This is a genomic window from Pasteurella oralis (assembly GCF_042681465.1).
Lineage (GTDB): Bacteria > Pseudomonadota > Gammaproteobacteria > Enterobacterales > Pasteurellaceae > Pasteurella > Pasteurella oralis.
Map to the genome: position 1 here is coordinate 133940 of NZ_JBHUFP010000005.1, position 12647 is coordinate 146586.

The following is a 12647-nucleotide window of genomic DNA, read 5'->3' on the forward strand; positions in this document are numbered from 1 at the left end:
TATTTTAAGGGTGTTTTATTTATTTAAATGTGTTACATCATTGTGGCTTTCAATCACAAATCTTCCTTGTTCATCACTATACTGCTGATAACTCACAATACTAATTGATGTATTCAATAATGCTGGGCTTTTACCAGCTTCGCGATGGTTTTGCCAAGTAGCACCATTAAACAAGCCTAATAATATGCGTAGCGTATGTCCATGGGATACAATCAAAATGTTTCCTTTAGAATGCACTTTAATAATGTCCCGTATCGCATTAAATGCCCGAATAGCGAGTTGTTGATATGTTTCACCGCCATTAGTTTGTGCTTTGTAATTAGCTGGGTCTTCACGCATTTGGTGATATTCTGTACAATCTTTTAATTGTGTAATAGATTGCCCTTCCCATAGACCAAAAGATTGTTCATTTAAGCCTTGATGCTGAAAAAGTGGCACGTTTCGATTGGCTAGGATATAAGTTGCCGTATCAATAGTGCGTTGTAAAGTGCTGGAATATGCAGCAATAAAAGGTGTATCAAATAATGCCTCTCCAGTTAATTTTGCGCCTTGAATACCACTATCAGTTAAAGGCGAATTGCCACTACCTTGAAATAAACCTTGCTCGTTCCATAATGTTTTGCCATGTCGGACTAAATAAAATCGGAGTGTTTTCATCAATATTCCTCTTTGCTAACAAGAAATTATAGCTAAAAATGAGATTCGCTCCATAAAATATTTGCTTATGCTATAATTTTATGATTTTCACTTGTGAGAGAAATTATGCCGTCTATTACGATTATTTATCAACATGCTGATTTTGTGGTTATTGATAAACCTTGTGGTATAAGTGTGCATAAAGATCAAGCAGAAATAGGTCTGACTACTCTTATTGCCCATCAGTTAAATGTACCTCAAGTTTGGTTAGTACATCGTTTAGACAAGGTCACTTCAGGATTATTAATTTTGGCACTAAATGCTCAAGCAGCACAAACATTATCACAATTATTTGCTCAACAGAGTATTCAGAAAACGTATTTAGCTTTATCCGTGGACAAGCCAAAGAAAAAACAAGGATTGATCATAGGAGATATGCAAAAAGCGCGTCGTGGTGCGTGGAAATTGTGTTCTACTAAAGAAAATCCTGCGATTACTCGATTTCATTCAATCAGTTGTGAGCCAAATTTACGTTTATTTATTTTACAACCTAAAACAGGCAAAACTCATCAATTACGTGTTGCAATGAAAAGTTTAGGTAGTCCGATTTTAGGTGATCAACTCTATGGTAAAAATTCACCAGAAATTGACCGCACTTACTTGCATGCTTATCGCTTACAATTTTGTTATCAAGGGCAACATATTGACATCCAATGTTTACCTATTTATGGTCAGATGTTTCAGAGAATTAATTTGATTCAATTAATCACAGAATTGAATATTAAATAACTCATGTTTTGAAATCAAATGATATAGGGGTTTATTATGCGCCATTATGCTAATAAAACAGAGCTAAAAAATGAAATCCAAAAAACTTATGAAAAATACATTTTAGCGTTTGAGGGAATTCCCGAAAATTTAAAAGATAAAGCATGTGAAAATGTTGATAGAACGCCTGCACAGAATTTAGCATATCAAGTGGGATGGACGACGTTATTATTAAAGTGGGAGAGCAATGAACGAGAAGGGTTAGATGTCAAGACTCCATCTGATGATTTTAAATGGAATCAACTTGGTGAACTTTATCAATGGTTTAATAGACAATATGCGTATTTATCGTTAGCAGAATTGAAATTGATGTTAGCTAACAATATTCAAGAATTGTACTTGATGATTGACACAATGGCTGATACTGCACTTTTTTTACCTCATCAAAGAAAATGGACCATTCAAGCTACAAAAACAGCTACATGGGCAGTATATCAATTTATTCATATCAATACAGTAGCCCCTTTTACGACGTTCAGAAGTAAAATAATAAAATGGAAAAAATGCTGTTTATAAATATGCAATACGATTAAGAACAGTTGCATTGAGTCACATTTCGTCTCTCTTATACTGCCTTCTCATTCATCATGTTATCTTTGCTAATCAAGCGTTTTATTTAAAATCTTATGGTTTTTTATTTAATACATAAAAAATTATCAAAAAAGATATTGCTTAAAACACAAAAAACACCAATAAATGCGTGATTTTTTAATCAGTTAATATTATCATTAATAGTATTTTTCACCGCATAATTGAATTTTTAGAGGACAGGTATGCAAAACCTAGAACAAATTACCGCGCAAGCATTGGATGCGATTGCTCGTGCGGAAGATGGCAAAGTATTAGATGCTATTCGTGTTGAATATTTTGGTAAAAAAGGACCATTTACTGCCTTAATGCAAGGGCTGAGAGATATTTCACCAGAAGAACGTCCAGCGGTAGGGCAAAAAATTAATGACGCCAAGCAAGTTGCACAAAATGCACTTAATGAAAAAAAAGCACAGCTTGAAGCCGCAGAGCTAAATGCCCAGTTAATAAAAGAAAAAATTGATGTAAGCTTGCCAGGGCGTAAAGTCGAAACAGGTGGACTACACCCTGTCACTATTACAATCGATCGTGTGACAAAATTCTTTTCTGAGTTGGGCTTTTCTGTCGAAAGCGGACCTGAAATTGAAAGTGACTATTACAATTTCGATGCATTAAATATTCCTAAACACCACCCAGCTCGTGCTGATCATGATACTTTCTGGTTTAACCCTGAATTATTGTTACGTACCCAAACTTCTGGAGTACAAATTCGTACCATGGAAAAAATGCAACCGCCAATTCGTATTATGGCGCCAGGACGTGTTTATCGTAACGACTATGATCAAACCCATACGCCAATGTTTCACCAGATTGAATTACTTTATGTTGATAAAAAAGCTAACTTTACAGAGTTAAAAGGCTTATTACATGATTTCTTACGCGCATTTTTTGAAGAAGATTTACAAGTTCGCTTCCGCCCATCATATTTTCCATTTACAGAACCTTCTGCGGAAGTGGATGTGATGGGAAAAAATGGTAAATGGTTAGAAGTCTTAGGCTGCGGCATGGTTCATCCAAATGTACTACGTAATGTAGGTATTGATCCAAATGAATATTCTGGTTTTGCGGTAGGCATGGGAGTGGAGCGTTTAACCATGCTTCGTTACAATGTCACAGATTTACGTTCATTCTTTGAAAACGACTTACGTTTCTTGAAGCAATTTAAATAAACTAGTTAGATGAAACCGCAGGGCAGACTCATCCGTTTGCCAATTAGAATTAACAGCAATTTTTAGGGCTTAATCAATAAAGCGCTTATAAAAAATAAAAAAGGTTAATAGCATGAAATTCAGTGAATTATGGGTGCGTGAGTGGGTTAATCCAGCAATTAGCACCGAACAGTTATGTGATCAAATCACGATGCTTGGTTTAGAAGTCGATGGCGTGGAAAAGGTAGCAGGTGATTTTACTGGTGTTGTAGTCGGTGAAGTTGTGGAATGTAGCCAACACCCTGATGCCGATAAATTACGTGTAACGAAAGTGAATGTGGGTGGGGAGCGTTTATTAGATATTGTTTGTGGTGCACCAAATTGTCGTCAGGGGTTAAAAGTGGCTTGTGCTACTGATGGTGCAATACTGCCAGGTGATTTCAAAATAAAGAAAACCAAATTACGTGGTCAACCTTCTGAAGGGATGTTGTGTTCATTTAGTGAATTAGGCATTGATGTTGATGCAAGTGGCATCATTGAATTACCACAAGATGCGCCAATTGGTATAAATTTACGGGAATACTTACAACTAGATGATAACAGTATTGAAATTAGCTTAACGCCAAACCGTGCAGATTGTTTAAGCATGGTAGGTATTGCCCGTGAAGTAGGAGTCATCAATAAACTTGCACTAAATGTACCGCACTTTACACCAATCCAACCGACTATTATGGATAAAGTGGCAATTGAGGTTTCAGCACCAGAAGCCTGTCCTCGTTATTTATTACGTGCAGTGAAAAATATCAATGTGAAAGCCCAATCACCAATATGGATGCAGGAAAAATTACGTCGTTGTGGTATTCGTTCAATTGATCCTGTGGTTGATATTACTAACTATATTTTGTTAGAACTTGGACAGCCAATGCACGCATTTGATGCAACTAAAGTCGCACAACCAGTACAAGTACGTATGGCAAAAGTAGGTGAAGAATTAGTATTGTTAGATGGCTCAACTGCAAAATTAAAAGATAATACGTTATTAATTGCAGATCAAAATGGTCCATTAGCAATGGCAGGTATTTTTGGTGGTGCAGTAAGTGGTGTTAATAGTGAAACAAAAGATATAATTTTAGAAGCGGCTTTCTTTGCGCCATTGGCAATTGCTGGTCGTGCAAGGCAATATGGATTACATACTGATTCTTCTCATCGTTTTGAGCGAGGTGTTGATTTTGAATTACCGCGTAAAGCAATGGAGAGAGCAACTGCGCTTCTAATAGAAATTTGTGGTGGTGAGGCTGGTGAAATTTGTGAAGTAACAAATCCTGCATATCTGCCAAAACTGAATCAAGTGAAATTACATCGTGAAAAATTAGATTCTTTATTAGGGCATTATATTGAAACTGAAATTGTTACAGACATTTTTGAACGTTTAGGCTTACAGGTCAGTTATGCCAATGATGTTTGGACTGTTACTTCTGCAAGTTGGCGTTTTGATATTGAAATTGAAGAAGATTTAATTGAAGAAGTAGCACGTATCTATGGCTATAACAGTATTCCAAATAATGCGCCATTAGCTCATTTACGTATGCGCGAACATAAAGAAGCTGATTTAGATTTAACTCGAATTAAAACCGCACTGGTTGACGCAGATTATCAAGAAGCGATTACTTATAGTTTCGTTGATCCAAAGATACAAGGCTTGTTACACCCTCAGCAAGACGCGTTTGTATTACCAAATCCAATTTCAGTGGAAATGTCAGCAATGCGCTTGTCCTTATTAAGTGGCTTATTAGGGGCGGTACAATATAACCAAAATCGTCAGCAAACTCGTGTACGTTTATTTGAAACGGGTTTACGTTTTATGCCAGATAGTAAAGCTGAATTCGGTATTCGCCAAGAATTTGTATTATCTGCAGTAATTACGGGAGCAAAAAAGGTAGAGCATTGGACTGGAAAATCAGAAAATGTCGATTTCTTTGATCTCAAGGGGGACTTAGAGAGCATTTTATCGCTTACTGGCACTAGTAATTTGGTTAAATTTATAGCAAAATCATATCCAGCATTACATCCTGGTCAATCAGCTGCGATTATGTTGAATGGTGAAGAGATTGGTTTTATTGGTACTCTTCATCCAAATGTAGCAAAACAGCTCGGTTTGAATGGTAAAGTAGTGGCGTTTGAAATTCTTTGGAGCGCAATTGCCACTCGTCATGTTGTTCAGGCAAAAGAAATTTCTCGTTTCCCTGCTAACCGACGTGATTTAGCGGTTGTTGTTGCCGATGATATTGCGGCAAGTGATATTCTAGATGCTTGTCGAACTGTTGCTGGTGAAAAATTAACACAAGTAAATTTATTTGATGTTTACCAAGGTAGTGGTGTTGCTGAAGGACATAAAAGTTTAGCGATTAGCTTGATTATCCAAGACAATGAAAAGACCCTTGAGGAAGATGATATCAACGCGGTGGTTTCTGTTGTATTATCTGAGTTAAAACAACGTTTTAATGCTTATTTGAGAGATTAAATTATGACACTGACCAAAGTAGAACTCGCAGACAACTTAATTGAGAAATTTAACTTAAATAAACGCGATGCAAAAGAATTAGTTGAACATTTTTTTGAAGAAATTCGCATTGCTTTAGAGGCTGGCGAAGATGTGAAGCTCTCTGGTTTTGGTAATTTTGAACTACGTGATAAAGCTTCTCGTCCAGGTAGAAATCCCAAAACAGGCGAAAGTGTACCCGTTTCTGCTCGCCGAGTTGTAGCTTTCAAACCTGGTCAGAAACTACGGGCTAGAGTAGAAAAGACGAAGCCTAAAAGCTAAAATTTTCTCAATTAAATGATATCCTAAGCTATCCATGGGAAACCTCGGATAGCTTTGGTTTTTATTAGGACATGAAATGAAAAATTGCTTAACCTCATTGATATTGCTCACTTTTGTGTGTGTATTGTCAGCTTGTAGTAGTTCAAATAAAACCACTGATAATATTCGTTATAAAGGTCAGTTAAATGATCCTATTATGGTCATTGCATTGTTGAGTGAACAGCAGAGGGAATGGGCTGGCACTCCTTACCGTTTGGGTGGACAAAGTCGAAAGGGAATTGATTGTTCTGGCTTTGTACAAAAGACATTTCTAGATCGTTTTAATATTGCGTTACCACGTATGACATCACAACAAGCTAAATATGGTAAATTAATTGCTAAGAGTGATATTCAAACAGGCGACTTGGTTTTTTTCAAAACAGGTCGAGGACCCAATGGCTATCATGTTGGTATTTATGTTAAAGATGATTTATTTTTACACGCTTCAACCAAAGGTGGCGTAATTTATTCTTCATTAAATAGCCCCTATTGGTCGAAGAAGTACTGGCAAGCAAGACGTATTTAAGCAACATTACGGTTCCTTAATTATTACACAAATGGGTATAGTGATTTAGGGTAGTCTTAAACAGATAATTCACCAATCAAATCATCAATGGCTTTTGATAATAAGGTGCGATCATGTCGATAACAGATATCATTAGCATGTAATGGACGAGCCATAACCTTGATGTTCAAATTTTCGCAAAAATCGACCGCACTTGTTGATACAATTACGCCATCAATAATTGCTTGACCTACTGTATGATGAATCCATTGTATGCGATCAGAAAGAGTGAGGTTTGCAGCAGGGCTGTGTTCTATGCCCAAATTATCAATGAAAATCTTTTTAGCACGACTTTGTTGTAAGGTGTCAATCACTTCAGGCAAAAGAATAGGTGGTAAAATACTTGTTAAAAAGCTACCCGGTCCAAATAATATAACTTCTGCTTGTTTTAGAGCTGCAATTGCTTCAGGGGTGGCTGGAACTAATGGTACAAGGAAAATCGATTTAGGCAATTCTGTTAGGTTATCTATACTCACTTCTCCAACAATACTAGCACCTGATTGTAATATAGCTGCAAGGTGAACTGAGCTTTCTGACATCGGGATAATATGTGATTTGACATGCAATAAATCGCGTACTAAATTAACTGCCTCAATTGGGCGAATATGCATATTTTCGAGTGCTTTAAGCATTAAGTTGCCTAAATTGTGACCTGCAAGCTCGCCGCTACCAGAAAAACGATATTCAAATAGTGCAGAAGCAGTACTTGGCTCTGTAATAATTTGATTTAAGCAATTACGCAAATCTCCCCAAGCAATACCGCCATGATTTAAACGAATACGACCTGTTGAGCCGCCATTATCAGTTGTTGTCACAATACCAGTTAAGCGCTCCTTCATAAAACTGAGTGCTGACATTAAACGTCCTAAACCATGGCCACCGCCAATAGCAACAATATGTTTAACGTGGTCTAAATTTTCATATTGAGTATAGCGAGTAAATTCTGGCATAGTGTTTTCCTTGAATTATTTTTGTAATAAAGACATTTATTTCCTAGTAAAGTTCTTTTTGTACACAGAATGGGGTAGGAAAAATAACGCTATGTATTTATTTATATAATTGATTTTAAAGAATTTTCTTATTTTATGCGTTAGATCATATTATTTGTTTGCAATCGCTTGAATATATCTCTTACAATACAAATTAAAAATTTAATGACTTAATTATCGCATAACTCCGAGCTTACTTAACCTACGTTTTAATAAAAAAATATGGTGGTAATGCCAATAGTATAAAAAATTATACTATTCAGGGATACGCTGGAAACGGTTTATCCTCTCATGTTTTAGAAAGGTGTGAAATGCAATCTATTCCAATTAAACACATCGGGCATGATCGTTTAGTCGATGCCTTTCAGCGACAATACTACTATTTACGCTTATCAATTACTGATATGTGTAATTTTCGTTGTAATTATTGCTTACCAAATGGCTACCAACCAGAGCCGAATAAACCAAGTTTTTTAACTCTTGATGAGATTCGTCGTGTCGTTAACAGTTTTGCTGCAATGGGAACGGAAAAAGTACGTATTACTGGTGGTGAACCGACGTTACGTAAAGATTTTCTCCCTATTGTTGAAACTATTGCGCGAATAGAAAGTATCAAACAAATTGCATTAACGACCAATGGATTTCGCATGGCAAAAGACGTTGAAAAATGGCGTGATGTAGGTGTGACTTCAATTAATGTCAGTGTTGATAGCCTTGATCCACGTATGTTTCATCGTATTACTGGTGTGAACAAGTTTGATGATGTGATTCGTGGGATTGAGCGAGCTTTTGATGTGGGTTATGCAAAAATTAAAGTCAATTCAGTGTTAATGAAGCAGCTTAATGACACAGAATTTACACAATTTTTGGCATGGATTAAAGATAAACCAATTCAAATGCGTTTTATTGAGTTAATGCAAACTGGCGAAATGGATCGCTTTTTCCATCAATATCATTTATCTGGACAGGTTTTAGCAGATAAATTATTGCAAACAGGTTGGGTGTTACAAACAAAAGGTATACTTGACGGTCCTGCAAAAGTATTTAAACATCCGGATTATCGAGGTGAAATTGGTTTAATCATGCCTTACGAAAAGCACTTCTGTGCAAGCTGTAACCGACTTAGAGTTTCTGCTAAAGGTAAACTCCATCTTTGCTTATTTGGTGAAGAAGGGGTAGACTTGCGAGATTTATTACAATCTGACGAACAACAGAGCCAGTTACAAGCGCGGCTTTATTCTGCATTACAAGGCAAACGTGAGCATCATTTCTTACACAGTGGTGATAGCGGAGTCCGTGCTAATTTAGCCAGTATTGGTGGCTAATTTCAAAATTTTCTAAATTTTGACCGCACTTTTTGTTCTTCTATACTATTTACGTGCCAAAATAAAAAAGTGCGAAAAATTAACCGCACTTTATCCATCAAGAATAAAATCAAGCAACATTTACTATAATATTTTGCTTCTCTAATTCCCGCTGAGTTTCTTCAGAGATTTGATCATCAGTAATTAATAAATCCACTTTATTAATTGGTAAAACAAGATTAAAACCACTACGATTAAATTTTGTAGAATCGACCACACAAACGACTTTTGTCGAAATATTTGCCATGATAGCACTGATTCCATAGCCTTCATTAAACGTTGTTAATCCAATATGAGGGTCAACACCATCAGCACCAACAAACATAATATCTGCTCGAATTCCTTTTAACGTATTTTCAGCAATACTACCGTGCATGGATCTTGTTTTGTGTCTTACATAGCCTCCACAAACGACCAACGTTATTTCTGGTGAATCAGAAAGTAGTGCGGCGGCAGGAAGATTATTTGTAATAACAGTAATATTCTTGATTCTAAGTAATTCTATCGCAATCATCATTGTCGTACTGCCACTATCAAGAATGATAGTATCTCCTTCCTTGATGAGGCTTACTGCGAGCTTTGCAATATGGGATTTTGGATCAGACGAAAGAGAATAACGATCATCTAGTTTAGTTTCTTCTTGTTCTGAGAATACTTGCTCTGTATGGAATTGTAGTAGACCTGCGCCACCATGGAAACGAACTAAACGTTTTTGTTCTTCTAAAATACGTAAATCGGCTCGAATGGATACTTCTGAAATATTAAAACGTTTTGCTAAATCAGTAACTACAACACTACCTTGTTCATGTAATAGTTCAAGTATTTCTTTTCTCCTTTCAAAAGTGTTCATAATTATTCCTTATAATAAATAAAAGCGTATGAAAGTTTCACACGCTTTTTATTATCTTCTCTTTTAATCGAATTTCAACATAATTTTTCCATTCATTGCGTTACCATCTAAACGCTTTACTTCTTCAATGAAATCTTCTAAATGGTTTATTGAGGCAATAAGTGGTTCAAATTGAATTTTTCCTTGTTGCACTAAGTTAACGGCTTGATTCCACTCTTCACCAGGCCATGGCTTAGAGTAATTCATCCAAGAACCTAAAATACAAAGTTCTCTACGCAAAATAAGCCCAAATACTTTTTGATTTAGGTTTAAATCATTGTGCAATGTGCCAATGAGCGCAACCTGTGCCTTAGGCCCCGAAATTTGAATAGCTAATTCAACAGTTTGTGGAACTCCTGCTGTTTCAAGAAGCAGTTGATCAAAACGATATGGCTCGAATTGTTGATAAATCTGTTCAGCATCTAATTCTGCTGAATTAAACACAAAATCAACACCTAATTCCTTAGCCAAATTGAGTTTATCTGGATTAATATCAATAATAGATACTGTTTTAGCGCCTAAAGCTTTTGCAGCTTGTGCAGCTAATAACCCGATTGTTCCTGCTCCGATGATAATAACATTTTTATTTTCACAGCCTTCTGCAAGGTGGATTGCATGAAGCCCTACAGTGATTGGTTCGATAAAGGTATTATGTAATGCAACCGAATCAGGCGAAACTTTTACTGCGTTAGCTTTGTTCATTTTAACGTATTCGGCATTTGCACCATTACAGCGCGAACCGATAAAACTGTAATTTTTACAAAGCGAGTAGAATCCTTTTTCACATTCAGGGCAATGGAAGCACGGAAGCAGAGGAGCGCAGACTACATAGTCTCCTTTATTTATTTCCGTCACGTTTTCACCAAAATCTTCTACTATTCCACAAAATTCATGACCTAATACAATAGGATAAAAATGAGTGCCATGATGAAATACACGTGGAATATCTGAGCCACATACTCCAGAATATTTAACTTTAACTAAGACATCATCAGGATGAGTTATGCTTGGTTTATCAATATCAGCAAGAATCAATTTGCGATTTTCTTGTACAACAGCGGCTTTCATCATAAAACTCCTTATTTTTCAACCGCACTTTGTGCTGCTCGGTCTGCTTGTTCACCAGCTTTTGCTCTGCGCCATGTCAAGAAGACACCAAGAGAATAAATGATTCCGATAACAACTAAACCAGCAATATTTTCCCAAGTTAATAATTGGATTAATAAATAGGTTACTGGTGAGCCACCTTGGTCCATAGAGGCTACTTGTTCGCCTGCTTTTAATGTACCCGCATTTGCAGCTAATTGTGTATTGAGCGCAATAGTTTGCGTGGCGATCCATAAAGTGATTGACATGATTATGGTACCTGAAATAAGTGTTCTAAATAGATTTCCTTGGTGTACTGCAACTGCCATTGCAACGAAGAAACCGATAGTAGCCAAATCACCGAATGGTAAAACTTGGTTTGTTGGTAACAGTACAGCAATTAAAATAGTCAGTGGAATAAAGATAAGGCTTGCAGATACAACTGATGTATGACCAAGTAGTAATGCAGGATCTAAACCAATTAGGAATTCTTCACCGCCAAATTTAGCTTGTAATTTCTTACGAGAGTGTCTAGCAATTGGTGTTAAACCATCCATAATCGGCTTAATTACTCGTGGCATTAGTAACATGATAGCGGCAGTTTTAATGGCAAGTTGTAATGTATCTTTAACAGAATAGCCTGCTAATACACCAATAACAATCCCCATAATAAAGCCTACGGTAACTGGTTCACCTAATGTTCCAAAACGTTTTTGTAAATCATCTGCGGAGAAATGAATTTTGTTTAAACCTGGGATTTTTTCAATTATAGTATCCACTAATACTGCGATTGGTCCTAAATAAGCAGAAGTACCATGTGGAATAGCAATTCCTTCTAATTCAAAGTAATTTCTTGTATCACGGCTAAACCAATCACCTAGTTTATAAGCAAATGCGGCATGAATAATCACACCTAAAATACCTAACCAATATGATCCTGTTGCAATATGTACCAATGCCCCAGTGAATGTCATATGCCAAATATTCCAAATATCCACATTAACGACACGGGTCATTTTTAATACAAGCATGATGATATTCGTAACAATAGCAATTGGAATTGCGATCAACGCAATTTGTGATGCCCATGTGATAGGTGAGGCACCAGGCCAACCAAGATCAATAACATTAAGTTTAATATCAAAAGTATGTGCCATTGCTTTAGCAGCAGGACCAATGCTATCTAACATTAAACCAATGACTAACCCAATTCCAACAAAACCAATACCGATTTGCAAACCAGCTTTGAAAGACTCTCCAAATTTCATCCCTAAAATTAATGAAAATAATATAATCAATACTGGTAGCATAACAGCAGGACCAAGATCTAAAATATATTGCATAACTTCAGTAAACATAGCTTACTCCTTATGAGTTGTTATACTACTAAGTGAAAATTAGTCTTTTAAAATATTGGTGATTTTTTCTTTTAATTCATCAATACCTACACCGGAAACAAATGGCATGCCATGAACTAATGGAATATCACCAAAATCTTGGGTGACTTTAGAAGTCGTACAAATTAAATCTACGCCATCAATATAACTGGCAATTTCGTTAATGCGGCATTGAACAAGTTCCAGTTCAATATCATTTTCTGCACATAGCTCTTTAATTTCTTCAGCAGCTAAAGTTGAAGTTGCAACAGCACCACCACAAGCAACAATGACTTTCTTTTTCATGTTCATCTCCTA

General features: G+C 36.3%; 13 protein-coding genes and 1 riboswitch. Of the genes, 7 read left to right on the forward strand and 6 right to left on the reverse strand.

Going from position 1 to position 12647, the window contains the following annotated elements; genetic code table 11:
- Positions 1 to 15 precede the first annotated feature (15 nt).
- Positions 16 to 660, reverse strand: coding sequence for a histidine phosphatase family protein (locus ACFSAV_RS04700; protein ID WP_379096795.1), 645 nt, complete (start codon positions 658 to 660; stop codon positions 16 to 18).
- 102 nt (positions 661 to 762) lie between these two features.
- On the opposite strand from ACFSAV_RS04700, the gene ACFSAV_RS04705 reads away from it, so the two are divergent.
- From ACFSAV_RS04705 to ACFSAV_RS04730, 6 genes are all read left to right on the forward strand, one after another.
- The gene (locus ACFSAV_RS04705) at positions 763 to 1425 is read left to right on the forward strand and encodes a TIGR01621 family pseudouridine synthase (RefSeq protein ID WP_379096798.1); all 663 of its coding nucleotides are present in this window, start codon (positions 763 to 765) and stop codon (positions 1423 to 1425) included.
- Between the two features lie 36 nt (positions 1426 to 1461).
- Positions 1462 to 1980 carry a ClbS/DfsB family four-helix bundle protein gene (locus tag ACFSAV_RS04710; protein ID WP_379096801.1) on the forward strand — a complete coding sequence of 173 codons (519 nt, stop codon included), beginning with the start codon at positions 1462 to 1464 and terminating at the stop codon, positions 1978 to 1980.
- Positions 1981 to 2237: 257 nt separating this feature from the next.
- Positions 2238 to 3221 carry a phenylalanine--tRNA ligase subunit alpha gene (pheS, locus tag ACFSAV_RS04715; protein ID WP_379096803.1) on the forward strand — a complete coding sequence of 328 codons (984 nt, stop codon included), beginning with the start codon at positions 2238 to 2240 and terminating at the stop codon, positions 3219 to 3221.
- Positions 3222 to 3333: 112 nt separating this feature from the next.
- On the forward strand, positions 3334 to 5721 hold the full coding sequence (gene pheT, locus ACFSAV_RS04720; RefSeq protein ID WP_379096806.1) for a phenylalanine--tRNA ligase subunit beta: 2388 nt from the start codon (positions 3334 to 3336) through the stop codon (positions 5719 to 5721).
- A 3-nt stretch (positions 5722 to 5724) separates the two neighbouring features.
- Positions 5725 to 6021 (forward strand): integration host factor subunit alpha, encoded by a 297-nt coding sequence (locus tag ACFSAV_RS04725; protein WP_101775062.1) that lies wholly within the window; start codon positions 5725 to 5727, stop codon positions 6019 to 6021.
- A gap of 76 nt (positions 6022 to 6097) precedes the next feature.
- Positions 6098 to 6586, forward strand: a complete 489-nt coding sequence (locus ACFSAV_RS04730; RefSeq protein WP_101775061.1) for a C40 family peptidase — start codon at positions 6098 to 6100, stop codon at positions 6584 to 6586.
- A 56-nt stretch (positions 6587 to 6642) separates the two neighbouring features.
- Here the strand turns inward: ACFSAV_RS04730 and ACFSAV_RS04735 are convergent, their stop codons facing one another.
- Positions 6643 to 7575 carry a gluconeogenesis factor YvcK family protein gene (locus tag ACFSAV_RS04735; RefSeq protein ID WP_379096810.1) on the reverse strand — a complete coding sequence of 311 codons (933 nt, stop codon included), beginning with the start codon at positions 7573 to 7575 and terminating at the stop codon, positions 6643 to 6645.
- 212 nt (positions 7576 to 7787) lie between these two features.
- Positions 7788 to 7937: riboswitch (molybdenum cofactor riboswitch) on the forward strand.
- Between ACFSAV_RS04735 and moaA the strand changes: the two genes are divergently transcribed.
- Entirely contained in the window at positions 7926 to 8939 is a 1014-nt protein-coding gene (moaA, locus tag ACFSAV_RS04740; protein ID WP_379096813.1) for a GTP 3',8-cyclase MoaA, read from the forward strand. (Overlaps the previous riboswitch by 12 nt.)
- Positions 8940 to 9048: 109 nt before the next feature.
- Here moaA and ACFSAV_RS04745 read toward each other — a convergent pair whose 3' ends face one another.
- The 4 genes from ACFSAV_RS04745 to gatB form a co-directional block, all read right to left on the reverse strand.
- Entirely contained in the window at positions 9049 to 9828 is a 780-nt protein-coding gene (locus ACFSAV_RS04745; RefSeq protein ID WP_379096816.1) for a DeoR/GlpR family DNA-binding transcription regulator, read from the reverse strand.
- A 63-nt stretch (positions 9829 to 9891) separates the two neighbouring features.
- The gene (gene gatD, locus ACFSAV_RS04750; RefSeq protein ID WP_379097320.1) at positions 9892 to 10935 is read right to left on the reverse strand and encodes a galactitol-1-phosphate 5-dehydrogenase; all 1044 of its coding nucleotides are present in this window, start codon (positions 10933 to 10935) and stop codon (positions 9892 to 9894) included.
- A gap of 11 nt (positions 10936 to 10946) precedes the next feature.
- Positions 10947 to 12311, reverse strand: coding sequence for a PTS galactitol transporter subunit IIC (locus ACFSAV_RS04755; protein ID WP_379096819.1), 1365 nt, complete (start codon positions 12309 to 12311; stop codon positions 10947 to 10949).
- Positions 12312 to 12350: 39 nt separating this feature from the next.
- Positions 12351 to 12635, reverse strand: coding sequence for a PTS galactitol transporter subunit IIB (gatB, locus tag ACFSAV_RS04760; protein WP_101775055.1), 285 nt, complete (start codon positions 12633 to 12635; stop codon positions 12351 to 12353).
- Between the last annotated feature and the right edge of the window lie 12 nt (positions 12636 to 12647).